Source organism: Pseudomonas sp. JC1203 (assembly GCF_056175065.1).
The window spans coordinates 86,270-108,157 of the sequence record NZ_JBWCAM010000009.1 but is presented as its reverse complement, the minus strand read 5'-3'; the positions used below and the strand labels follow the sequence as shown (position 1 = coordinate 108,157).

Annotated in this window: 22 protein-coding genes and 1 other RNA gene; 14 read left to right on the top strand and 9 right to left on the bottom strand. The window is 64.5% G+C overall.

Annotation, left to right across the window (positions count from 1 at the left end; all coding sequences use genetic code 11):
- Positions 1-63 precede the first annotated feature (63 nt).
- Positions 64-1,530 carry a 4-hydroxy-3-polyprenylbenzoate decarboxylase gene (gene ubiD / locus AC0SZ7_RS15315; protein ID WP_416421901.1) on the top strand — a complete coding sequence of 489 codons (1,467 nt, stop codon included), beginning with the start codon at positions 64-66 and terminating at the stop codon, positions 1,528-1,530.
- Positions 1,530-2,498, top strand: a complete 969-nt coding sequence (locus tag AC0SZ7_RS15310; RefSeq protein WP_475505179.1) for a CDP-6-deoxy-delta-3,4-glucoseen reductase — start codon at positions 1,530-1,532, stop codon at positions 2,496-2,498. The genes ubiD and AC0SZ7_RS15310 overlap by 1 nt, the downstream gene beginning before the upstream one ends.
- A gap of 8 nt (positions 2,499-2,506) precedes the next feature.
- Here the strand turns inward: AC0SZ7_RS15310 and AC0SZ7_RS15305 are convergent, their stop codons facing one another.
- Positions 2,507-2,983 carry a sn-glycerol-3-phosphate transporter gene (locus AC0SZ7_RS15305; protein ID WP_475505178.1) on the bottom strand — a complete coding sequence of 159 codons (477 nt, stop codon included), beginning with the start codon at positions 2,981-2,983 and terminating at the stop codon, positions 2,507-2,509.
- Positions 2,984-3,329: 346 nt separating this feature from the next.
- On the opposite strand from AC0SZ7_RS15305, the gene AC0SZ7_RS15300 reads away from it, so the two are divergent.
- The gene (locus tag AC0SZ7_RS15300; protein ID WP_475505177.1) at positions 3,330-3,977 is read left to right on the top strand and encodes a gamma-glutamylcyclotransferase; all 648 of its coding nucleotides are present in this window, start codon (positions 3,330-3,332) and stop codon (positions 3,975-3,977) included.
- Here the strand turns inward: AC0SZ7_RS15300 and AC0SZ7_RS15295 are convergent.
- Together AC0SZ7_RS15295 and AC0SZ7_RS15290 are read right to left on the bottom strand one after the other, a co-directional pair.
- Entirely contained in the window at positions 3,974-5,122 is a 1,149-nt protein-coding gene (locus tag AC0SZ7_RS15295) for a hypothetical protein (protein ID WP_475505176.1), read from the bottom strand. The two genes, AC0SZ7_RS15300 and AC0SZ7_RS15295, sit on opposite strands and share 4 nt — an antisense overlap.
- A gap of 105 nt (positions 5,123-5,227) precedes the next feature.
- On the bottom strand, positions 5,228-6,205 hold the full coding sequence (locus AC0SZ7_RS15290; RefSeq protein ID WP_475505175.1) for an NADPH:quinone oxidoreductase family protein: 978 nt from the start codon (positions 6,203-6,205) through the stop codon (positions 5,228-5,230).
- Positions 6,206-6,353: 148 nt separating this feature from the next.
- Between AC0SZ7_RS15290 and AC0SZ7_RS15285 the strand changes: the two genes are divergently transcribed.
- A complete protein-coding gene (locus AC0SZ7_RS15285; RefSeq protein ID WP_475505174.1) occupies positions 6,354-6,767 on the top strand; it encodes a flagellar basal body-associated protein FliL in 414 nt (137 codons plus the stop codon).
- Positions 6,768-6,770: 3 nt separating this feature from the next.
- On the opposite strand, the gene AC0SZ7_RS15280 is transcribed toward AC0SZ7_RS15285, so the two are convergent.
- A complete protein-coding gene (locus tag AC0SZ7_RS15280; RefSeq protein WP_475505173.1) occupies positions 6,771-7,220 on the bottom strand; it encodes an EVE domain-containing protein in 450 nt (149 codons plus the stop codon).
- A gap of 197 nt (positions 7,221-7,417) precedes the next feature.
- Here AC0SZ7_RS15280 and AC0SZ7_RS15275 point away from each other — a divergent pair, with 197 nt between their 5' ends.
- Positions 7,418-7,558, top strand: coding sequence for a hypothetical protein (locus AC0SZ7_RS15275; RefSeq protein ID WP_475505172.1), 141 nt, complete (start codon positions 7,418-7,420; stop codon positions 7,556-7,558).
- A 71-nt stretch (positions 7,559-7,629) separates the two neighbouring features.
- Here AC0SZ7_RS15275 and AC0SZ7_RS15270 read toward each other — a convergent pair whose 3' ends face one another.
- From AC0SZ7_RS15270 to AC0SZ7_RS15255, 4 genes are all read right to left on the bottom strand, one after another.
- Complete coding sequence (locus AC0SZ7_RS15270) at positions 7,630-8,232, bottom strand: 5-formyltetrahydrofolate cyclo-ligase (protein WP_475505171.1); 603 nt, start codon at positions 8,230-8,232, stop codon at positions 7,630-7,632.
- Between the two features lie 88 nt (positions 8,233-8,320).
- Positions 8,321-8,499, bottom strand: a non-coding RNA gene (ssrS, locus tag AC0SZ7_RS15265) — 6S RNA.
- Positions 8,500-8,530: 31 nt separating this feature from the next.
- Positions 8,531-8,848 carry a cell division protein ZapA gene (locus AC0SZ7_RS15260; protein ID WP_475505170.1) on the bottom strand — a complete coding sequence of 106 codons (318 nt, stop codon included), beginning with the start codon at positions 8,846-8,848 and terminating at the stop codon, positions 8,531-8,533.
- On the bottom strand, positions 8,845-9,054 hold the full coding sequence (locus AC0SZ7_RS15255) for a TIGR02449 family protein (RefSeq protein WP_081719218.1): 210 nt from the start codon (positions 9,052-9,054) through the stop codon (positions 8,845-8,847). Before AC0SZ7_RS15255 ends, AC0SZ7_RS15260 begins: the two co-directional genes overlap by 4 nt.
- A 143-nt stretch (positions 9,055-9,197) precedes the next feature.
- Here AC0SZ7_RS15255 and AC0SZ7_RS15250 point away from each other — a divergent pair, with 143 nt between their 5' ends.
- The 9 genes from AC0SZ7_RS15250 (at position 9,198) to gcvP (ending at position 21,455) form a co-directional block, all read left to right on the top strand.
- Positions 9,198-9,749, top strand: a complete 552-nt coding sequence (locus tag AC0SZ7_RS15250; RefSeq protein WP_475505169.1) for a YecA/YgfB family protein — start codon at positions 9,198-9,200, stop codon at positions 9,747-9,749.
- 19 nt (positions 9,750-9,768) lie between these two features.
- Complete coding sequence (gene pepP, locus AC0SZ7_RS15245) at positions 9,769-11,109, top strand: Xaa-Pro aminopeptidase (protein WP_475505168.1); 1,341 nt, start codon at positions 9,769-9,771, stop codon at positions 11,107-11,109.
- On the top strand, positions 11,106-12,299 hold the full coding sequence (gene ubiH, locus AC0SZ7_RS15240; RefSeq protein ID WP_475505167.1) for a 2-octaprenyl-6-methoxyphenyl hydroxylase: 1,194 nt from the start codon (positions 11,106-11,108) through the stop codon (positions 12,297-12,299). The genes pepP and ubiH overlap by 4 nt, the downstream gene beginning before the upstream one ends.
- Positions 12,300-12,358: 59 nt before the next feature.
- Complete coding sequence (locus AC0SZ7_RS15235; protein WP_475505299.1) at positions 12,359-13,579, top strand: 2-octaprenyl-3-methyl-6-methoxy-1,4-benzoquinol hydroxylase; 1,221 nt, start codon at positions 12,359-12,361, stop codon at positions 13,577-13,579.
- Positions 13,580-14,188: 609 nt separating this feature from the next.
- Positions 14,189-15,190: an extracellular solute-binding protein gene (locus tag AC0SZ7_RS15230; RefSeq protein WP_475505166.1), complete on the top strand. Its 1,002-nt coding sequence runs from the start codon at positions 14,189-14,191 to the stop codon at positions 15,188-15,190.
- A 42-nt stretch (positions 15,191-15,232) separates the two neighbouring features.
- On the top strand, positions 15,233-16,792 hold the full coding sequence (locus AC0SZ7_RS15225) for an ABC transporter permease (RefSeq protein ID WP_475505298.1): 1,560 nt from the start codon (positions 15,233-15,235) through the stop codon (positions 16,790-16,792).
- A gap of 174 nt (positions 16,793-16,966) precedes the next feature.
- Positions 16,967-18,049 (top strand): glycine cleavage system aminomethyltransferase GcvT, encoded by a 1,083-nt coding sequence (gcvT, locus tag AC0SZ7_RS15220; protein WP_475505165.1) that lies wholly within the window; start codon positions 16,967-16,969, stop codon positions 18,047-18,049.
- A gap of 45 nt (positions 18,050-18,094) precedes the next feature.
- Complete coding sequence (gene gcvH, locus AC0SZ7_RS15215; protein WP_475505164.1) at positions 18,095-18,478, top strand: glycine cleavage system protein GcvH; 384 nt, start codon at positions 18,095-18,097, stop codon at positions 18,476-18,478.
- Positions 18,479-18,575: 97 nt separating this feature from the next.
- Positions 18,576-21,455, top strand: a complete 2,880-nt coding sequence (gcvP, locus tag AC0SZ7_RS15210; RefSeq protein ID WP_475505163.1) for an aminomethyl-transferring glycine dehydrogenase — start codon at positions 18,576-18,578, stop codon at positions 21,453-21,455.
- Between the two features lie 88 nt (positions 21,456-21,543).
- Here the strand turns inward: gcvP and AC0SZ7_RS15205 are convergent, their stop codons facing one another.
- Complete coding sequence (locus tag AC0SZ7_RS15205; protein ID WP_475505162.1) at positions 21,544-21,864, bottom strand: DUF2388 domain-containing protein; 321 nt, start codon at positions 21,862-21,864, stop codon at positions 21,544-21,546.
- Between the last annotated feature and the right edge of the window lie 24 nt (positions 21,865-21,888).

Sequence of the window (21,888 nt, the reverse complement as noted above, 5' to 3'; positions counted from 1 at the left end):
GGCGGCTGCCAGCCGTCGCCGGAGCAGGTACGATGTACGCCTATTTTACGAGTGGCATGGTCAATGAAATTCAAGGATCTTCGGGATTTCGTGCAGCAGCTTGAGCAGCGCGGAGAGTTGAAACGCATCCAGGTGCCGATTTCGCCGGTGCTGGAAATGACTGAAGTCTGTGATCGCACCCTGCGCAGCAAGGGCCCGGCGCTGCTGTTCGAAAAGCCCACCGGCTACGACATCCCGGTGCTGGGCAACCTGTTCGGTACCCCCGGCCGCGTGGCGCTGGGCATGGGCGCCGAAGACGTCAGCGAGCTGCGTGAAATCGGCAAGCTGCTGGCCTTCCTCAAGGAGCCCGAGCCGCCCAAGGGGCTGAAGGACGCCTGGTCCAAGCTGCCGATCTTCAAGAAGATCATTGCCATGGCCCCCAAGGTGGTCAAGGACGCCGCGTGCCAGGAAGTGGTCATCGAGGGCGACGATGTCGACCTGGGCATGCTGCCGGTGCAGACCTGCTGGCCGGGTGACGTCGCGCCGCTGATTACCTGGGGCCTGACCGTCACCCGCGGGCCGAACAAGGACCGCCAGAACCTGGGCATCTACCGCCAGCAGGTCATTGGCCGCAACAAGGTGATCATGCGCTGGTTGAGCCACCGTGGCGGCGCGCTGGACTACCGCGAATGGTGCGAAAAACACCCAGGCCAACCGTTCCCGGTATCGGTAGCCTTGGGCGCTGACCCGGCAACTATCCTCGGCGCCGTTACGCCGGTGCCCGACAGCCTCTCGGAATACGCCTTCGCCGGCCTGCTGCGCGACAATCGCACCGAGCTGGTGAAATGCCGTGGCAATGACCTGCAGGTGCCGGCCAGCGCTGAAATCGTCCTGGAAGGGGTGATTCACCCCGGCGAGATGGCTGATGAAGGCCCGTATGGCGACCATACCGGCTATTACAACGAGGTCGACAGCTTCCCGGTGTTCACCGTGGAGCGCATCACCCATCGCATCAAGCCGATCTACCACAGCACCTACACCGGCCGGCCGCCGGATGAGCCGGCGATCCTGGGCGTGGCGCTGAACGAGGTGTTCGTGCCGATCCTGCAGAAGCAGTTCCCCGAGATCACCGACTTCTACCTGCCGCCCGAAGGCTGTTCCTACCGCATGGCGGTAGTGACCATGAAGAAACAGTACCCTGGCCACGCCAAGCGCGTGATGCTGGGAGTGTGGTCGTTCCTGCGCCAGTTCATGTACACCAAGTTTGTTATCGTCACCGATGACGACATCAATGCGCGGGACTGGAACGACGTGATCTGGGCTATCACCACGCGCATGGACCCCAAGCGTGACACGGTGATGATCGACAACACGCCCATCGACTACCTGGACTTCGCCTCGCCGGTGTCGGGCCTTGGCTCGAAGATGGGCCTCGACGCCACCCACAAGTGGCCCGGCGAAACCACCCGTGAATGGGGGCGCGTGATCGTCAAGGACGACGCCGTTACCAAGCGCATCGATGAACTGTGGAACCAGCTAGGAATAGATTGATGCGCGTAACCTTGCAGCCATCGGGCGCGGTGCTGGACACGCGGCCCGGCGAACGGATACTCGAAGCCGCCCAGCGTCTGGGCCACGAATGCCCGCAAAGCTGTCGCAACGGCAATTGCCACGTGTGCTCGGCGTTGCTGGTGGAAGGGCGTGTGCTCCAGAACGGGGAGCAGCGCGATCACGGTGAGATCTACACCTGCATCGCCGAGCCCCTGGAAGACTGCGTGGTGCTGTGGGACGGCGTGCTGGCGCTGGGCGAATTGCCCGTGCGCAGCCTGGCCTGCCAGCTCAGCGAGTGCACTCCGGTAGGCGGCGACGTCTGGCGCGTGCGCCTGCGTGCGCCGGCCGGCAAGCCGCCGCGCTACCACGCCGGGCAGTACTTGATGATCGAGCGCGAGAACGGCGACAAGTCGGCGTTCTCGCTGGCCTCGGCGCCGCACAGCGGCCGTGACCTGGAAATGCACGTGCTGGTGCGCGAAGCCAGTGCCCAGAGCCTGATCGAGCAGTTGCAGCGCAACCGCATGGCCCGCGTCGAACTGCCTTTCGGCGACACCCACCTGGCCGAGCTGCCGGACGGCCCGCTGGTGCTGATCGCCGCTGGTACCGGCATGGCGCAAATGCACAGCCTGATCGAGCATTGCCGCGCCCAGGGCTTCAAGCACCCGGTGCACCTGTACTGGGGCGTGCGCCGGCCTGAAGACTTCTATCAGATCGAGCACTGGGAGGAGTGGAAGGCGCTGCCCAACCTGTTCCTGCACCAGGTGGTCAGCGACCTCTGCGGGTGGGAAGGCCGCTGCGGCATGCTGCACGAAGCGGTCTGCGAAGACATTGCCGACCTGGCTGGCGTGCACGTCTATGCCAGCGGCTCGCCGGCCATGATCTACGCCACCCTGGACGCCTTGGTGGCGGCGGGCATGGATGCGCACCAGATGCGTGCCGACGTGTTTGCCTACGCGCCCCGTCCCTGAGCGCAGGTTCAGAAGCGGAACCCGACGTTGAGCATGGTCGCGGCCAGGCCCAACAGCACTATTTCCCCGGTGACCGGCCCCCAATGGGCGCCGACGCCGGGGATTACCGCCGGCGCAATGCCGTAGCGGTTGAGCGGCAGCTTGTCGCGGTAGGCGCCCTTGTAGCCATGAATCACCCCTGCGCTGAGCTTGTAATACAGCGCGGAGTCCGCCACCTCGAAACGTTTGCCGGCATAGGCATAAGCCGAGCGTTGGCTGAATGAATTGCGGAACGTCGCACCCCCCACGATGAGCCCCGACGCCAGGTTGCGCTCCAGGCCAATCAGGTCCTGGCGGTTGTTGTAGTGGTGGTTGCTGGCGAAATGGCGGGTGATGACGCTGCCCTGCAGCAGCCAGAAGCTATTGGTTTCAGCACCTGCGAGCGGGGCCCAGGCCCCTAGGGCGGCAGGCAGCAGGCCCAGGAGAGTGCTGAAGGTAAGTTTCATGACAGTGAACCGCTATTTACCGAAGGTGCGCTTTTTCGCTCATATCGATAGGAAGTATCTAGCCCTGAAACTTCTGAATATTCTGTAGGAAAGTTTACACCCGCCTAAGGTGCACTATTCTCAGGCAATAGGCGGTGAACTTGCAGGCGCGAAAGTGCCACTTCGGTGCGTGTTCAAGGTTGCCGATCCACAAAGGTGCTTTATAACCAAACCATTTCGGTTTGCTTATAAGCGTTTGCAAGGGCTTGTTTTTCTGAGGTTATCTGCCGTACGGTAACAGCGGGGCTGTAGCAATCGGTTAAAGTGGATTGGCCTTGTCGATTCACGGGGAAATCAGGCGACGACTATGTCGGCTATCGAAACTGCACACTTTAATGAGGTTTACCCACCTTCGCTCGATCTCGGGCCGCAATTGACCCACGAGCAACTGGTGCACTCACTTCACGCCACCATGGCACGTCATAAAGGCGGCCCGGTGTGGCTGTTTGCCTACGGCTCGCTTATCTGGCGGCCGGAGTGCAGCACGGTGGAACGCCGCCGGGCGCGGGTACATGGCTACCATCGCGGTCTCTACCTGTGGTCCCACGAGCACCGCGGCACGCCGGAACGGCCCGGGCTGGTGTTCGGCCTGGACCGTGGCGGCTCCTGCAGTGGCTTCGCCTACCGGCTGCCGCAAGAGCAACTGCAGGACTCACTGCTGGCGCTATGGCAGCGGGAGATGCCTTACCCGTCCTACCGCCCCCATTGGCTGAACTGCCGCCTTGAAGACGGCACCAAGGTTCAGGCGCTGGGCTTCGTGCTGGAGCGGCACTTGCCCAGCTATGCGGGCAACCTGCCCGACAACCTGTTGAGCCACATCCTGGAAAGCGCCAGTGGGCGCTTTGGCAGCACCCTGGATTACGTGCAGCAGACCATCAGCGCCCTGCGCAGCCATGAGATGCCCGACCGCAACCTGGAGGCGCGCATCAAGCGCTGCCACACGCGCGAAGGTTAGGCGCCGGTTGCCGGAGGCAGGAGTTCCCGGTACATGCCCTGGACTGCTGCCACTGGCGCCCCCAGGCCAATGGCCGGCGTGAATGCCGCGCCGCCGATGGCCGAAAAAGGCGCCCATTGCGTTCCATGGCTCACCGCACGCTCGTTCTTCTCGGTCTCGGTAAGGTACGTGTAGCTGTACTTGCGCATGTTGGCGTACCAGGCGTCGTTGAGATGCATGGTGTTGTGGGCAGTCTTCAATGCGGCCGCGTCCAGCTTAAGGCACTTCTGCAGGTTCACGCCCCAACGCAGCAGGCAGGTTTCTGCCAGGTGGCGTACCACAATACCTGGCTCTGCCAGCGCTTTGGGGCCGGCCACGCCGTCCTCGGCGGCATTGCCCACCAGGGTTGCGTGCCTTCCAGGCAACGGATAGATGCGGACCTTCGCATGGCCAGTCACCTTGGGAATTACGCAAGCGAAGCCCTTCGAGCGTTCGTCGCGTGCGTAAAACGCCACGTATTCGCGCACATTGCTGCCCAAGGTAACGCGCTCTGGCTGGAAGTTCAGCAGCCCCGGCACCGGGTCGATGGCGAAGATGTTCACCGGGATATGCTTGAGGGCCGGGTCCTTGAGCATGGCGTTGGCGAGCATATGGCAGCTGATGCCGCCGCGGCTCCAGCCTACCAGGTTGACCTGGCTGGGTATTTTGCCGCCCTTGCGGAACTGGTTGACGATCTGCTGCTGCAGCTGCTGTGGGGTTGGGTTCCGGTCACCGTAGTCGTACACCCGCGCCCAGAAACTGCCTTTGACCAGCACATCCTGGATGGGCACGCCAGATTTCTTCAGCGCCTGGTAATCGGCTTCGTTGAGCTTGTCGCGCTGCCATTCGAATTCGCCCTTGATCATGTTCAAGGCGTGGCGAACATTGGTTTCCCAGCCCTTGCCAAATGTCGGGCCCGCGTACGGGTGGTCCTTGGATTCGACGGTTAGCATGTCGGCTTGCAGGTTGCCGCTGCCCGGCCCGTCGACGACGATCCAGTCGGCGAATTCGCGGCCAAGGCTGTTGGCGGCCAGCGTCGCCACCAGCTCGCCGTTCCAGTAGTCAGGGTGGTTGTTGCCAAAGCTGGTGGCGCCGGTGCCGCAGAAGTAGACAGTAAATACACTCATGGTGAATTCCCTTTCGATGAGGTTGCAACCGGACGATTGCGGCACCCAGTTCAACGTCATCGAGGGGAATGCACCATTCAGAACCTTTTCCTGAACAGGAAGGGCTCACCGCACGGCGATCACCAACTTGCCGACCGCCTGGCGATGGGCAAGCGCGTGAATGGCTGCGCCCGCTTCAGCCAAAGGATAGGTGGCTGAAACCAGCGGCTTGAGCTTGCCCGCGGCGAACCACTGGAACAGCGCCTTGAAGTTGGCCGCGTTGTCCTGCGGCTGGCGCTGGGCAAACGAGCCCCAGAATACCCCGACCACCGCAGCGCCCTTGAGCAGCGCCAGGTTTACCGGCAATTCCGGGATGCGCCCGCTGGCAAAGCCTACCACCAGCAGGCGGCCATTCCAGGCGATGGCCCGCACGGCCTGGTCGAACAGGTCGCCGCCCACCGGGTCGTAGATCACGTCCACGCCGTTGCCGCCGGTCAGGCGCTTGATCTCATCCCTGAGGTTGGTTTCGCTGTAGTTGATCAGCTCGTCAGCGCCGGCTGCCTTGGCCACCGCCAGCTTGTCGGCGCTGCTGGCCGCGGCTATCACCCGGGCGCCCATGGCCTTGCCGATTTCCACCGCCGCCAGGCCCACGCCGCCGGAGGCACCCAGCACCAGCAGGGTTTCGCCCGGCTGCAGGTTGGCGCGCTGCTTGAGGGCATGCATGGAGGTGCCGTAGGTCATGCTGAAAGCGGCGGCGGTCTTGTAGTCCATGCCGTCTGGAATGGGCATGGCGGCGTAACCAGGTACGGCGATTTCCTCGGCGAAACTGCCCCAGCCGGTCAGGCCCATTACCCGGTCCCCAACCTTCAGGTGGCTGACGTTCTCACCCACCGCGCGCACCACGCCAGCCGCTTCGCCACCCGGGGAAAAGGGGAAGGGCGGCTTGAACTGGTATTTGCCTTCGATGATCAGCGTGTCGGGAAAGTTGACCCCGGCGGCGTGCACCTCCACCAGCACTTCGTTCTTCTTGATCGCCGGGCTGGCGATGTCTTCCAGTACCAGGGTTTCGGCGGGGCCGAAGGCTTTGCACAGCACAGCTTTCATCGGGCTATTCCTTTGCAGGTTGTGGCCGATAAGTGTAGGTGTGACGAATGTGCGGTCAACGAGCATGCCCCCAGCTGATAGGCGTCCATAAGCGCCGGCCCGTGGGTTATCTTGTTATGCTTGCGCCAACAGAATGAGGAACGAATTTGTGAAAGCGTGGATCTTGATGGCGTTGGCCCTGACGCTGCCCGTGTCGGCGGCCATGGCCGAGGAAGGCAAGGAAGAGGGCGGCGCACCGAAAGTGAGCTACATCACCCTGAGCCCGCCCTTCGTGGGCAACTATGCGCTGGACGGCAGCCCGCGCCTGCACGTGTACAAGGCTGACGTGGCACTGCGCGTGACCGGGCCCGAGGCGGAAGCAGCGGTCAAGCACCAGGACCCGTTGATCCGCAACCAGCTGGTGGCGCTGTTCTCGCAACAGACCGTGGAATCGCTGAGCAACGTCGAGTCCAAGGAAAAGCTGCGCCAGGAAGCGCTCAAGCAGGTGCAACAGGTCATGACCAGCGAAGAGGGCAAGCCGATGGTCGAGGACTTGCTGTTCAACAACCTGATCGTGCAGTAAGCCTCAGCGCAGTGCCAGTACCGCCGCCCATTGCTCGGCGGTCACCGGCATCACCGACAGCCGGCTGCCTTTCTGCACCAGCGGCAGTTCGGCCAGCGCCGCCTGCTGCTTGAGGTAGCCCAGGCCCAGCACCTTGGCGAAGGTCTCCACGTGGCTTACGTCCACCGCGCTCCAGGGGTTCTTGTCGGCGTTGGCGCGGGCGTCATGGTAGGCGCTTTCCGGGTCCAGGGCGGTGGGGTCTTCGTAGGCCGCCGCGCTGATGCGGGCGATGCCGGCAATACCTGGCTCCGGGCAGCTGGAGTGGTAGAAAAAGAATTCGTCGCCCACCGCCATGGCGCGCAGGAAATTGCGCGCCTGGTAGTTGCGCACCCCATCCCAGCGGGTTTCGCCCAGCTTTGCCAGGCCCTTGATGGAGAGCTCGTCTGGCTCGGATTTCATCAGCCAGTAGGCCATGTGTGGTGCTCCAGATTTGTAACTGAATTTGCCATTATGGCGTTTTCACGACAACCCGACAGTCGGTTGACGCCAGTGTTTGCGTGTCGCGTCATGTTGCCGCAGAATGCGCGCATTTTACGCTTCACATAATTACCGGGCCATCTTCAAACCTCAGCGCCCGACTTCATCACGACTTGCCTGAAGGGGGGCAATTGATGCGCCGCAAACCGGATTTGCTATGGATTTTGGTCATTTTGTTCGGTTTGGGAGTCGTGACCACGGGTTACGCGCAGACGCTGTGGGACCGCAAGGCCAACGCCCCCGTGGACGTGAACGCGCCCGTCCAGTACCGCTGATTCCAGCGCGAAAAAAAGGCCCATCGGCATGCCGATGGGCCTTTTTTGTGCCTGCGGCAGCGCCTGCAGGGTCAGGCCAGGTACCAGCGCCGGTCTGAAACAGTCCCCTGCAAGGGTACATCCCAACTGGCCTGCGCCAACTGGGCAACCTTCTGGCACTCATGGGCCAGCCCCAGCAGCATCGGTTTGTGCCAGGCGTCACGACGGCTGCGGTAGGCCAGGCTGCGGTCATAAAAACCGCCGCCCATGCCCAGCCGGCCGCCGACCTCGTCGAACCCCACCAGCGGCAGCAGGATCAGGTCCAGTGCCCAGATGACGCGCTGGCGTGCAGGGTTGATGTGCGGCTCAGGGATGCGGAAGCGGTTGCGACGATATGCCTCACCCGCGCGCACCTGCTGGAACACCATTTTGGTCCTGGGCCAGGCACTGAGCACCGGCAAATAGGTTTTCTTGCCGCGGCGCTGGGCTTCGGCCAGCAGCAGGCGTGGGTCTATTTCGCTGTCGTTGGGCAGGTACAGGGCAACATGGCGGGCCCGGCGGAATAGCGGGTGCTGGGCCAATTGGCGGTACAGCCCGCGTGCGGCCTGGCGTTGCTGGGCAGGGCTGAGGGCGCGGCGTGCATCGCGCAACTGGCGGCGCAGCTGGGCGCGCGAAGGTGGTGCGGGTTGGGTCATGGCGAAGGCCATCCAGAGGCGCCCGGGCCGCGCAGGGCGGCGGGGCGGATGCCCCTGCCGGCTAGGCCAGGCAAGGGCAAGTAAAGCGAGACTCCCCGACGAACCGCTGTCGGTGTAGCCCTTGAACCCGAAAGTTCAAGGTGGAGATTGCAGGAGGCGTTAAGGCTTTCCGTCAAGCGGACATGCGCACCGGCCCCAGCGTGCAACCCCCGTGGTTGTGCGTATCGGCTCAGGGACATGACCGACTGGCAAGCACTCCAGGGAGCGGCGCAAGTATACCCGAAACAATCACAATGTTTCAGCCCCGGGTTTCATCCTGATCAGTGGCGAGCACCAGGTCGACGCGTTCGAGCAGGTCGCGAACCTGTTCACGGGTCGAACCGTTCACCGCCACTTCTGGCGTGTCCTGCTTGTGCAACAGGTCATGGGTAATGTTCAGCGCGGCCATCACGGCGATGCGGTCGGCGCCGATGACTTTGCCGCTGCTGCGGATCTCGCGCATCTTGCCATCCAGGTAGCGCGCGGCGCTCACCAGGTTGCTGCGCTCCTCCGGTGGGCAAATGATCGAGTATTCCTTGTCGAGGATCTGAACAGTGACGCTATTGCTTGAGCTCATGAGTCTTGCTCCAGGGCCTTGAGGCGCGAAATCATCGATTCGACCTTGTGCCGGGCGATTTCGTTTTTTTCTATGAGGTGTGCGCGCTCCTCGCGCCAGGATTTTTCCTGAGCTAGTAGGAGTCCGTTTTGGCGTTTTAGTTGCTCGACTCGGTCGATCAATTGCTCGAGTCGGCCCATCAGCGCTTGCAGGTCGTTCTGTTCCATGGGGTCCCGTTCGCTACAATCAGTGAGTGGCGCAAGGCCTTGCACGTTAACGAGTTGGCCGCGTCGATGGTCTTGGCGCGCCTGCCGGTGCTAGGATACAAGGTCTTCATTCTAGTCATTGCGCCGCCTGGCGCCTAGTTGCCATGTCTATTCAGAAATCCCCGTATCAAGGCTTTGCCGACCTGCTCAATGCAGGCGGTCACCCCGTCTCCCCTGCCGAGCTGCACGGCTTGCTGCTGGGCCGTAGCTGCGCAGGCGCCGACTTCGACGCCGAAGCCTGGCTGGCCGACGCCGCGCTGTCGCTGGACACCGAACCTGCGGACAACGTGCGCAATGCGCTGGTTGGCCTGCAGCAGATGGTGCAAGGCGAACTCACCGGCGAAGACGTGACCATCGTCATCCTGCTGCCTAGCGACGATGCGCCGCTGCCCGAGCGCGCCACCGCCCTGGGCCAATGGTGCCAAGGCTTCCTCACCGGCTTCGGCCTGCACTCGGGTGGCAAGACCCTGAGCCAGGAAGCCCAGGAAATCCTCCAGGACATGGATGCCATCTCGCAGGTGCAGGAAGCGCTGGAAGAATCCGAAGACGCCGAAAGCGACTACATGGAAGTGATGGAGTACCTGCGCGTGGCGCCGATGCTGCTGTTCACCGAGTGCGCCAAGCCGACGGCCGCTGCCAAGCCATCCCTGCACTGATGCGAAAAGGGGCCCACCTGTGCCAGTAATCCACATCCCGAAGTCGGAATATGCGCGTCGGCGCAAGGCTCTGATGGCGCAGATGGAGCCCAACAGCATCGCCATCCTGCCTGCTGCCGCCGTTGCCATTCGCAACCGTGACGTGGAGCACGTGTACCGCCAGGACAGCGACTTCCAGTACCTGAGCGGCTTCCCCGAGCCCGAGGCGGTGATCGCCCTGATCCCCGGCCGCGAGCACGGCGAGTACGTGCTGTTCTGCCGTGAGCGCAACCCCGAGCGTGAGCTGTGGGATGGCTTGCGGGCTGGCCAGGAAGGCGCCATTCGCGAATATGGCGCCGACGATGCGTTCCCCATCACCGATATCGACGACATCCTGCCCGGCCTGATCGAAGGCCGCGACCGGGTGTACACGGCCATGGGCAGCAACACCGAATTCGACCGGCACCTGATGGAGTGGATCAACGTCATCCGCTCCAAGGCCGACCTGGGGTCGCAGCCGCCTGAAGAATTCGTGGCCCTGGACCATCTGCTGCACGACATGCGCCTGTACAAGTCGGCCAACGAGGTGAAGGTCATGCGCCACGCCGCGCAGATCTCCGCCCGTGCCCACGTGCGCGCCATGCAGGCGTGCCGCGCCGGGCTGTACGAGTTCAGCCTGGAAGCCGAACTCGATTACGAATTCCGCAAGGGCGGGGCGAAGATGCCGGCCTATGGCTCCATCGTCGCCTCGGGCCGCAACAGTTGCATCCTCCACTACCAGGAGAACGATGCACTGCTCAAGGACGGCGACCTGGTGTTGATCGACGCCGGCTGCGAGATCGACTGCTACGCCAGTGACATCACCCGCACCTTCCCGGTCAGCGGCACGTTCTCGCCCGAGCAGAAAGCCATCTACGAGCTGGTGCTCAAGTCCCAGGAAGCGGCCTTCGCCGCCATCGGCCCGAACCGCCACTGGAACGAGGCCCATGAAGCCACCGTGCGGGTCATCACCGAAGGGCTGGTGGAACTGGGCCTGCTGGTGGGCGACGTCAACGAGCTGATCGTCAACGAAGCCTACCGCGCCTTCTACATGCACCGTGCCGGCCACTGGCTGGGCATGGACGTGCACGACGTCGGCGACTACCGCGTGGGCGGCGAGTGGCGAGTGCTGGAGCCGGGCATGACCCTGACGGTAGAGCCGGGCATCTACATCAGCCCCGACAACACCAGCGTCGGCAAGAAATGGCGTGGCATTGGCGTGCGTATCGAGGACGATGTGGTGGTAACCCGCAGCGGTTGCGACATCCTGACCCGCGACGTGCCCAAGACCGTCGCCGAAATCGAAGCCTTGATGGCTCAAGCACGTACCGAGGCCGCATGAACCGCGTCAAACTGGCAATCATCGGCGGCGGCCTGGTCGGCGCCAGCCTGGCCCTGGCCCTGCAGGCCGGCGCCAAGGCGCGCGGCTGGAAGATCATGCTGATCGAGCCGTTCGCCCCTGGCGATACCTACCAGCCCAGCTACGACGCGCGCTCTTCGGCGCTGTCGTTCGGTACCCGGCAGATCTACGAGCGCCTGGGCCTGTGGCAGCACATTCACCGCCGCGCCGAGCCTATCCGGCAAATCCACGTGTCGGACCGCGGGCGCTTCGGCGTCACCCGTCTTACCGCGCTGGAAGAAGGCGTGCCGGCCCTGGGCTACGTGGTGGAAAACGCCTGGCTGGGCCAGTGCCTGTGGCAGGCGCTCGACCCGGAAGTAGTGAGCTGGCGCGTGCCGGCCGAAGTCACCCGCCTGCAGGTGCGCGAGGACGGCTACCGCCTGACCCTCAACGACGACACCAGCCTGGACTGCGACCTGGCGGTGCTGGCCGACGGCGGCCGTTCCGGCCTGCGCGAGCAGCTGGGTATTGGCGTGCGCCGCCGGCCCTATGACCAGAGCGCGCTGATCGCCAACATCAGCCCCAGCCAGCCCCATGAAGGCCTGGCGTTCGAACGCTTCACCGATGACGGCCCCATGGCGCTGCTACCGCTGCCCGACAACCGTTGCGCGCTGGTGTGGACCCGCCAGGGCATGGACGCCCAGCGCCTGGCCGAGATTGACGAGCGCGCGTTCCTCAAGGAGCTGCAAGGCGTGTTCGGCTACCGCCTGGGCACCTTGCAGCAGGTGGGCGTGCGCCACCTGTACCCGCTGACGCTGGTAGAAGCCGAAGAGCAGGTGCGCCCCCACCTGGTGGTGCTGGGCAATGCCGCCCACGCGCTGCACCCTATCGCCGGCCAGGGTTTCAACCTGTCGCTGCGTGATGTGCAGTCGCTGGCCGACACTCTGTTGGCCAGCCAGGCGCCGTTGGGCGATTTCGCCACCTTGCAGCGTTACCGCGAAAGCCAGCGCGCCGACCAGGACCTGACCGTGGGCTTCTCCGACAAGGTCACCCGCCTGTTCGGCTCCTCTCAGCCGCTGGTGGCCGCCGGGCGCAACCTGGGCCTGCTGGGCCTGGACCTGCTGCCGCCGGCCAAGCGTTGGTTTGCCCGCCAGGCCATGGGCCTGGGCACCCGCGCAGATATGCAGGGTTGAGCATGGTCGCGTCGTTTTACTCCCCCATCAGCCCCGTGGAACAGGCTTGAAGCATGGAAATGCGTGCAGATCTGGTAGTAGTCGGCGCCGGCATGGTGGGCAGTGCCCTGGCCCTGGCGTTGCAGAACAGCGGCCTGGAAATCCTGGTGGTCGACGGCAGCCCCCTCAGCGTCAAGGCGTTCGACGCCCAGGCGCCGTTCGAACCGCGGGTAAGCGCCCTTTCGGCCGCCAGCCAGCGCGTGCTTGAACGCCTGGGTGCCTGGCAGGGCATTGCCCGGCGCCGCGCCAGCCCCTACGGCGACATGAGCGTGTGGGATGGCAGTGGCACCGGCCACATTCACTTCAGTGCGGCCAGCGTGCATGCCGAGACCCTGGGCCATATCGTCGAGAACCGCGTGGTCCAGGACGCTTTGCTGGAACAGCTGCACGACAGCGACATCGGCCTGCTGGCAAACGCCCGTCTGGAGCAGCTGCGCCGCTCCGGTGACGACTGGCTGCTGACCCTGGCCGATGGCCGCACCGTGCGCGCGCCGCTGGTGGTGGCCGCCGACGGCGCCCATTCCGCCGTACGCCGGCTGGCTGGCTGTGAAACCCGTGAGTGGGATTACCTGCACCACGCCATCGTCACCAGCGTACGCTGCGCCCAGCCGCACCAGCGCACTGCCTGGCAGCGCTTCACCGACGACGGCCCGCTGGCCTTCCTGCCGCTGGAACATGCCGACCAGCAGCATTGGTGCTCCATCGTCTGGTCGACCACGCCCAAGGAAGCCGAGCACCTGATGGCGCTGGACGACGACACCTTCTGCGCGCAACTGGAGCGTGCCTTCGAAGGGCGGCTGGGCAAGGTCGAGCACGCCGACAAACGCCTGTGCGTGCCGTTGCGCCAACGCCACGCCAAACGCTACGTGGCCGAAGGCCTGGTGCTGATCGGCGACGCCGCGCACACCATCCACCCGCTGGCCGGGCAGGGTGTGAACCTGGGCTTCCTGGATGCCGCGGTGCTGGCCGAAGAGCTGCTGCATGCCGCTGGCCGGGGCGAGCGCCTGGCCGATGTGCGCGTGCTGAGCCGCTACGAACGCCGGCGCATGCCCCACAACCTGGCGTTGATGGCGGCCATGGAGGGCTTTGAACGGCTGTTCCAGGCCGACCCGTTGCCGGTGCGCTGGTTGCGCAACAGCGGTTTGAAGTGGGTGGAACAGATGCCCGAGGCCAAGGCGCTGTTCGTGCGCCAGGCGCTGGGTTTGAGCGGCGACCTGCCAGAGTTGGCCAAACCTCTGTAACCCTTCCTGCAACCCTGTACCAGCGGCCAGGGCCCCCGCAATTACGCAGGCGCCCCGCCGAGCGCGTCGCCTGCATCGCGGCCACGGCCGGCGCCTACCCAGCACGCAACTCGGTTTCTGTAGCAGCGGCCGCAGGCCGCGTCCAGGGCGCCGCGCCTTCCCCGGCACACCGCGGTGAGCCTGGACGCTGCCTTAGGCAGCTGCTACAGGGACGCGGGCACCCGCCTATCGCGGCCAAGGCCGGCTCCTACCCAGCACGCAACTCGGTTCCTGTAGCAGCGGCCGCAGGCCGCGTCCAGGGCGCCGCGCCTTTCCCGGCACACCGCGGTGAACCTGGACGCTGCCTTAGGCAGCTGCTACAGGGACGCGGGCACCCGCCCATCGCGTCGCCTGCATCGCGGCCAAGGCCGGCGCCTACCGCGCACGGTGTAGGAGCCGACTTTAGTCGCGATGCCGGCAACGCGGTTTGAAGACAGTTGCTGCTAACGTATCGAGTTATCTTTATAACTTCGAGGAAACATCTGGAAACTTCTTGCTTTCGACTTCGATTGAGATGGCAAATGCGTTTCTCTACCATTTGCCCCTCATTCGATATCGGGGGTTATTTCCATGCTGCCATCCAAGCGCGTTTTCATTGCCCTGGCGCTCAGCCTGTTCGCCCATGAAGCCCGCGCCGCCGATGCAGTGGTGGTGTATTCCTCGCGCATCGACGAGCTGATCAAGCCAGTCTTCGACGCCTATACCGCCAAGACCGGTGTGCCGATCAAGTTCATCACCGACAAGGAAGCGCCGTTGATGCAACGCATCAAGGCCGAGGGTGAGCACGCCACCGCCGACCTGCTGCTGACCGTCGACGCCGGCAACCTCTGGCAGGCCGAGCAGATGGGCATCCTGCAGCCCATGCAATCGAGCGTCATCGACGCCAACATCCCGCCGCAGTACCGCGCCGCCAGCCATGAATGGACCGGCCTCAGCCTGCGCGCGCGAACCATTGCCTACTCCACAGCACGGGTAACGCCGGATGATTTGTCCACTTACGAGGCCCTTGCCGACAAACAGTGGGAAGGGCGCCTGTGCCTGCGCACGGCGAAAAAAGTCTACAACCAGTCGCTGACCGCCACCCTGATCGAAACCCACGGCGAGGCGCAGACCGAAGCCATCCTCAAGGGCTGGGTGAACAACCTGTCCACCGACGTGTTCTCCGACGACATCGCCGTGCTGCAGGCCATCAAGGCCGGCCAATGCGACGTGGGCATCGTCAACACCTACTACTATGGGCGCCTGCACCGCCAGGACCCGCAACTGCCGATCAAGCTGTTCTGGCCCAACCAGGAAGACCGTGGCGTGCACGTCAACCTGTCGGGCATTGGCCTCACCCGCCACGCGCCGCACCCTGAAGCCGCGAAGGCGCTGGTGGAGTGGATGACCGGGCCCGAGGCGCAGAAGATCTTCGCCGACACCAACCAGGAATTCCCGGCCAACCCCGCCGTCCAGCCTTCAGCGGAAGTGGCGGGCTGGGGCACGTTCAAGGCTGACACCCTGCCGGTGGAAGTGGCGGGCAAGCGCCAGGCCGAGGCTATCCGCCTGATGGACCGTGCTGGCTGGAACTGATTGGCCGTGAACCCGCGCCGCTGGTACCTGCCGGTATTCGCCATGGCGGCGCTGGTGCTGCTGCCCCTGAGCGTGTTGCTGTTGTCGTGGCAGAGCATCGACGCTGCCATCTGGCAGCACCTGTGGGCCACGCAGTTGCCGCGCCTGCTGGGCAACACCCTGAGCTTGCTGGCCAGTGTCGGCCTGGGCGTTACCCTGCTGGGCGTGAGCCTGGCGTGGCTTACCAGCCTGTGCCAGTTCCCCGGGCGGCGCTGGCTGGACTGGGCGCTGATGTTGCCGTTCGCCATCCCTGCCTACGTGCTGGCGTTCGTCTTCGTTGGCCTGCTGGACTTTGCCGGGCCGGTGCAGACGCTGCTGCGCGAGTGGTTCGGCAGCGGCCTGCGGTTGCCGCGGGTGCGCTCGACTGGCGGGGTGGTCATCGTGCTGGTGCTGGTGTTCTACCCCTACGTATACCTGCTGGCGCGCACCGCTTTCCTGGCCCAGGGCCGTGGGGTGATGGAAGCGGCGCGGGTGCTGGGGCACACACCCTGGCAGGCGTTCTGGCGCGTGGCCCTGCCCATGGCGCGGCCGGCCATTGGTGCTGGCATTGCCCTGGCGATGATGGAAACCCTGGCTGATTTCGGCGCGGTAGCGGTGTTCAATTTCGACACCTTCACCACCGCCATCTACAAGACCTGGTACGGCTTCTTCAGCCTCTCCAGCGCCGCGCAGCTGGCCAGCCTGCTGCTGGTGGCCGTGGTGCTGGTGCTGTATGGCGAGCGGCGCGCCCGGGGTGCGGCCCATGCCGGCAGCGAACGCGTGCGCGGGCACATGCTCTATCACCTGACCGGCTGGAAAGCCGCGGCGGCCACCGGCTGGTGTGGCCTGGTGTTCGCCTGTGCCTTCGTGGTGCCGGTGACGCAGCTGCTGGTGTGGTGCTGGCAGCGTGGGCGGTTCGACCTGGACGAGCGTTACCTGGGCTTGATCCTGCACACCCTTTACCTGGGCTCGCTGGCTGCGCTGGCAACGGTGGCGGTGGCGCTGGTGCTGGCATTTGCGCGGCGCCAGGCGCCCACCCGGGCCATCGGCGCCGGCGTGGGGCTGGCCAACCTGGGTTATGCGTTGCCCGGCTCGGTGCTGGCCGTGGCGATCATGCTGGCCTTCAGCTACCTGGATAAAGCCCTGGTCATCCCCCTGGCGGGCCGGCCGCTGCTGCTGGGCAGCCTGGTGGCGTTGCTGGTCGCCTACCTGGTGCGTTTCATGGCGGTTGCCTACGGCCCGCTGGAAAGCAGCCTGGCGAAAATTCGCCCGTCGCTGCCCGAAGCGTCGCGCAGCCTGGGGGTTGGCGGGGTGCGTTTGTTCACCCGGGTGTACGTGCCGCTGTTGCTGCCGGGGGCACTGAGCGCGGCGTTGCTGGTGTTCGTCGACGTGCTGAAGGAAATGCCCGCTACGCTGTTGATGCGCCCCTTCGGCTGGGACACCCTCGCCGTGCGGGTATTCGAGATGACCAGCGAAGGGGAATGGGCGCGCGCTTCACTGCCGGCCCTGACCCTCGTGCTGGTGGGGCTGCTGCCGGTGATCGGGCTGATTCGACGTTCGGCACGGCGTATCGGTCAAAGCTGATGGCGCCTCTGCCCAGAGGTGTCAGGGCCGCGCCTTGCGGCTACAATGCGCGGCATTCGGCGCGGCCGGTCATTGTGATCTGGTCTTATAGGCACCCCGCAAAGCCCTGTTCCAGAGCCTTGCGGGTGGTTTGCCCAGTATTCGCGCCTTCGCCAAGCCCGGAAGGAGAAACCCATGGGACAGCGTACGCCTCTGTATGACCTGCATTTGGCGCTAGGCGCCAAAATGGTCGATTTTGGCGGTTGGGACATGCCCCTGCATTATGGATCGCAGGTCGAGGAGCACCATCAGGTGCGTCGCGACTGTGGCGTGTTTGATGTATCGCACATGACCGTCATCGACATCGCCGGGCCCCAGGCCCAGGCCTTCCTCCAGCACCTGCTGGCCAATGATGTCGCGCGCCTTCAAGGCACCGGCGCGGCGCTGTACAGCGCCATGCTCGATGAGCGTGGTGGCATCGTCGATGACATGCTTGTCTACCTGCTGGACGACGGTTATCGCCTGGTGGTCAACGCCGCCACGCGTGACCAGGACCTGGCCTGGATCGGCAAGGTCGCCAACGGTTTCGATGTGCGCGTCAGCGAGCGCCCCGAGCTGGCGATGCTCGCCATCCAGGGCCCGCAGGCGCGGCATAAGGTCGCGCAGCTGGTGAGCCAGGCGCGCGCGAACCTGATCAATCAGCTCAAGCCATTCCAGGGCCTGCCCGACGTTGATTGGTTCATCGCCCGTACCGGTTACACCGGTGAAGACGGCCTGGAAATCGTGCTTCCGGCCACCGATGCCCCGGCTTTCTTCAACGACCTGGTCGGCGCCGGCATCGCCCCGATTGGCTTGGGGGCCCGGGATACGCTGCGTCTGGAGGCAGGCATGAACCTTTATGGCCAGGATATCGACCAGGCGCACTCGCCCCTGGTATCGAACATGGCCTGGAGCATTGCCTGGGAGCCGGTGCAGCGAAACTTCATCGGCCGTCAGGCGCTGGAGGCTGAACGCGGGCAGGGCGCCAGCGAAAAACTGGTCGGGCTGGTGCTGGAAGAGCGCGGTGTATTGCGTGCCCACCAGGTAGTTCGTATCGCAGAAATTGGCGAAGGGGAGATCACCAGTGGTAGTTTCTCACCTACGTTGAGCAAATCGATCGCCCTGGCGCGCGTTCCGATGGCCACCGCCGACCGTGCCGAGGTGGAAATCCGTGGCAAGTGGTACCCAGTGCGGGTAGTGCGCCCCACGTTCGTGCGCCATGGCAAAACCCTGATCTGACTTTTGCGCGGGCCTGCCGCCGACCCTGTTGAGGACAATAAAATCATGAGCAATATTCCTGCTGACCTGCGTTTTGCCGAAAGCCACGAGTGGGCGCGCCTGGAAGCCGACGGCAGCGTGACCGTGGGTATCTCCGACCACGCCCAGGAAGCCCTGGGTGACGTGGTGTTCGTTGAACTGACCGAAGTGGGCAAAGTGTTCGCCGCTGGCGACGCAGCAGGCGTGGTCGAGTCGGTGAAGGCCGCCTCCGACATCTACTCGCCGGTTTCGGGTGAAGTGATCGCCGTCAACGAAGCGCTGGCCGACGCGCCTGAATCGCTCAACGAAGAGCCCTACAGCGCCTGGATCTTCAAGCTCAAGCCAAGCAGCCCCGCCGAACTGGACAAGCTGCTGGACGCCGCTGGTTACAAAGCCGCCATCGGCGAGTAAGCAACTTCCCGGCACGGGCGGCAATCTCTTTCTAGACTGAACAGGCCTCGACCCGTCGAGGCCTGTTGTAAGCCATGTCTCGGAAAAGAGAGCCGCCATGTCCCGGTTGCCACCGCTTAGCGAACTGCAAGACCCCGACGCCTTTCCCCGCCGCCACCTCGGCCCCGATGCCGCGGAGCAGCGCGCCATGCTTGAGGCGCTGGGCCTGGCCAGCCGTGACCAACTGATCGAACAGACGGTACCGCCCGGCATTCGCTTCAACCGCCCCCTCCACCTCCCCCCGGCGCTGGATGAAACCGCTGCCCTGGCGAAGCTGCGCGGCCACGCCGAGCAGAACGAGGTATGGACCAGCCTCATCGGCCTGGGCTACCACGGTACCCTGACTCCCGCCGTCATCCTGCGCAACGTGCTGGAAAACCCCGGCTGGTACACCGCCTATACCCCCTATCAGCCTGAAATCGCCCAGGGCCGGTTGGAAGCGTTGCTCAATTTCCAGCAGATGATCATCGACCTCACCGGGCTGGAACTGGCCAACGCCTCGCTGCTGGACGAGGCTACCGCCGCCGCCGAGGCCATGGCGCTGGCACGGCGGGTGAGCAAGTCGAAAAGCCCGCGTTTCTTCGTCGACAGCAACTGCCACCCGCAGACCATCTCGGTGGTGCAGACCCGGGCCGAAGGCTTTGGCATCGAGCTGGTCATCGACACGGTGGAGAACCTCGCCAGCCACGACGTGTTCGGCGCGTTGCTGCAATACCCCGACACCCACGGTGAAGTCCGCGACCTGCGCCCGCTGATCGAGCAGTTGCACGCGCGGCAGGCCATCGCCTGCGTCGCCGCCGACCTGCTGAGCCTGCTGGTGCTTACCCCACCCGGGGAGATGGGCGCTGACGTGGTGCTGGGTTCCACCCAACGCTTCGGCGTGCCCATGGGCTATGGCGGGCCCCACGCGGCCTATTTTGCCAGCCGCGACGAGTACAAGCGCGCCATACCCGGGCGCATCATCGGTGTGTCCAAAGATGCCCGTGGCAACGTGGCGTTGCGCATGGCCCTGCAAACCCGCGAGCAGCACATCCGCCGCGAGAAGGCCAACTCCAACATCTGCACCGCGCAGGTGCTGTTGGCCAACATCGCCGCCTTCTACGCGGTGTACCACGGCCCCGACGGCCTGCGCCGCATTGCCCAGCGGGTGCACCGGCTCACGCAAATCCTCGCCGCAGGGCTTGAGCGCAAGGGCATCAGCCGGGTCAACCAGCATTACTTCGACACCCTCACCCTGGACGTTGGCGGCGCCCAGACGGCGATCATCGACAGTGCGCAGGCGGCGCGGGTGAACCTGCGAATTCTGGGGCGTGGCCACGTTGGCCTGAGCCTCGACGAAACCTGCGACGCCGCCACCGTGCGCCTGCTGTGGGACATTCTGCTGGGCGCCGACCACGGGCTGGAGGTGGCAGCGCTGGATGCTGAAACCCTGCCGGCCGGGATTCCCGCCGCGCTTGAGCGTGAATCGGGTTACCTCAGCCACCCGGTATTCAACCTGCACCACAGCGAAACCGAGATGCTGCGCTACCTCAAGCAGCTGGAAAACAAGGACCTGGCGCTGAACCAGTCGATGATCCCGCTGGGCTCCTGCACCATGAAACTCAATGCCACCAGCGAGATGATCCCCATCACCTGGCCACAATTCGCCAACCTGCACCCGTTCGCCCCGGTAGAGCAGGCGCGTGGCTACAAGGCCATGATCGACGAGCTGGAACAATGGTTATGCGCCATCACCGGCTTCGATGCCATCTGCATGCAGCCCAACTCCGGTGCCCAGGGCGAATACGCTGGCCTGCTGGCCATCCGCAAATACCATGAGAGCCGCCACCAGGGGCAGCGCAACATTTGCCTGATTCCGGCGTCGGCACACGGCACCAACCCGGCCTCGGCACAAATGGCGAGCATGCAGGTGGTGATCGTCGAGTGCGACGAGGCCGGCAACGTCGACCTCGACGACCTCAAGGCCAAGGCGCAGGCGGCGGGCGACAAGCTCTCCTGCCTGATGGCCACCTATCCTTCGACCCACGGCGTGTACGAAGAAGGCATCGTCGACATTTGCGCGGTCGTCCACCAGCATGGCGGCCAGGTGTACATGGACGGCGCCAACCTCAATGCCCAGGTGGGCCTGGCGCGCCCGGCCGATATCGGTGCGGACGTGTCGCACATGAACCTGCACAAAACCTTCTGCATCCCCCATGGCGGCGGTGGCCCGGGCATGGGCCCGATTGGCGTGCGCGCGCACCTGGCGCCGTTCGTGGCCAACCACCCGGTGGTGCCCATCGACGGGCCGTTGCCGAACAACGGCGCGGTCAGCGCCGCGCCCTGGGGCAGCGCCAGCATCCTGCCCATCAGCTGGATGTACATCGCCATGATGGGGCCGCAGCTGGTGGCCGCCACCGAGGTGGCGATACTGTCCGCCAACTACCTGGCTAACCAGCTGGGCGGCGCCTTCCCGGTGCTGTATAGCGGCCGCAACGGGCGCGTGGCGCACGAATGCATCCTCGACCTGCGGCCACTGAAGGCGCAGACCGGCATCAGCGAGGAGGACGTGGCCAAGCGCCTGATGGACTACGGCTTCCACGCGCCAACCATGTCGTTCCCGGTGCCGGGCACGCTGATGATCGAGCCCACCGAAAGCGAATCAAAGGCCGAGTTGGACAGGTTCGTGGAAGCGATGTTGAGCATTCGCGCCGAAATCGCCCAGGTCGCCAACGGCCATTGGCCTGCCGAGGACAACCCGCTCAAGCGCGCGCCGCATACCCTTGCCGACATCACCGCACCTTGGGAGCGCCCATACCCCATCGCCCAGGCAATTACCCCCAGCAGTCACACCCTGGCGCATAAATACTGGCCAGCGGTGAACCGGGTCGACAACGTGTATGGGGATAGGAACCTGTACTGCGCGTGCGTGCCGGTGGATGACTACAGAACCCCGTAGCAGCGACTACTAATTGTGGGAGCTGGCTTGCCAGCGAGCTTCTTGACCGCAACAACTCGCTGGCAAGCCAGCTCCCACAAAGCGAGGCTTATTCGCCGACTGGCTCTGCGCCCTTGATCAGGATGGCGTTGGCCAATTCCATGTCCGAAGCCTTCAAACCTGGGTTATCGGTGCGCACTTGTTGCATTGCCGCTTCAAGGTAAGGCCCCTTGATGCTGCCATTGCTCGCCACATAGCTGCCGGCGTCATCCTGGGCGGCGACGATCAGTTTGTGGTGGCGGAACGTCAGGTAGGTGGAACCCGTGGTTGCACCGGAAGACAGTACGTCTCTCAGGAAACCATCGGCCATGGCCGAGCCAACTGGTACCGAGAGCAGGGCGAGCGTTACTACGGCAGTTTTAAGACGCATGATGGGTGACTCCGACAGGATTGT

Coding starts and splice junctions, on each gene's coding strand:
- ubiD (WP_416421901.1), top strand. CDS start 64: ATGAAATTCAAGGATCTTCGGGATTTCGTGCAGCAGCTTGAGCAGCGC.
- AC0SZ7_RS15310 (WP_475505179.1), top strand. CDS start 1,530: ATGCGCGTAACCTTGCAGCCATCGGGCGCGGTGCTGGACACGCGGCCC.
- AC0SZ7_RS15305 (WP_475505178.1), bottom strand. CDS start 2,983: ATGAAACTTACCTTCAGCACTCTCCTGGGCCTGCTGCCTGCCGCCCTA.
- AC0SZ7_RS15300 (WP_475505177.1), top strand. CDS start 3,330: ATGTCGGCTATCGAAACTGCACACTTTAATGAGGTTTACCCACCTTCG.
- AC0SZ7_RS15295 (WP_475505176.1), bottom strand. CDS start 5,122: ATGAGTGTATTTACTGTCTACTTCTGCGGCACCGGCGCCACCAGCTTT.
- AC0SZ7_RS15290 (WP_475505175.1), bottom strand. CDS start 6,205: ATGAAAGCTGTGCTGTGCAAAGCCTTCGGCCCCGCCGAAACCCTGGTA.
- AC0SZ7_RS15280 (WP_475505173.1), bottom strand. CDS start 7,220: ATGGCCTACTGGCTGATGAAATCCGAGCCAGACGAGCTCTCCATCAAG.
- AC0SZ7_RS15275 (WP_475505172.1), top strand. CDS start 7,418: ATGCGCCGCAAACCGGATTTGCTATGGATTTTGGTCATTTTGTTCGGT.
- AC0SZ7_RS15270 (WP_475505171.1), bottom strand. CDS start 8,232: ATGACCCAACCCGCACCACCTTCGCGCGCCCAGCTGCGCCGCCAGTTG.
- AC0SZ7_RS15260 (WP_475505170.1), bottom strand. CDS start 8,848: ATGAGCTCAAGCAATAGCGTCACTGTTCAGATCCTCGACAAGGAATAC.
- AC0SZ7_RS15255 (WP_081719218.1), bottom strand. CDS start 9,054: ATGGAACAGAACGACCTGCAAGCGCTGATGGGCCGACTCGAGCAATTG.
- AC0SZ7_RS15250 (WP_475505169.1), top strand. CDS start 9,198: ATGTCTATTCAGAAATCCCCGTATCAAGGCTTTGCCGACCTGCTCAAT.
- ubiH (WP_475505167.1), top strand. CDS start 11,106: ATGAACCGCGTCAAACTGGCAATCATCGGCGGCGGCCTGGTCGGCGCC.
- AC0SZ7_RS15235 (WP_475505299.1), top strand. CDS start 12,359: ATGCGTGCAGATCTGGTAGTAGTCGGCGCCGGCATGGTGGGCAGTGCC.
- AC0SZ7_RS15230 (WP_475505166.1), top strand. CDS start 14,189: ATGCTGCCATCCAAGCGCGTTTTCATTGCCCTGGCGCTCAGCCTGTTC.
- AC0SZ7_RS15225 (WP_475505298.1), top strand. CDS start 15,233: ATGGCGGCGCTGGTGCTGCTGCCCCTGAGCGTGTTGCTGTTGTCGTGG.
- gcvT (WP_475505165.1), top strand. CDS start 16,967: ATGGGACAGCGTACGCCTCTGTATGACCTGCATTTGGCGCTAGGCGCC.
- gcvH (WP_475505164.1), top strand. CDS start 18,095: ATGAGCAATATTCCTGCTGACCTGCGTTTTGCCGAAAGCCACGAGTGG.
- gcvP (WP_475505163.1), top strand. CDS start 18,576: ATGTCCCGGTTGCCACCGCTTAGCGAACTGCAAGACCCCGACGCCTTT.
- AC0SZ7_RS15205 (WP_475505162.1), bottom strand. CDS start 21,864: ATGCGTCTTAAAACTGCCGTAGTAACGCTCGCCCTGCTCTCGGTACCA.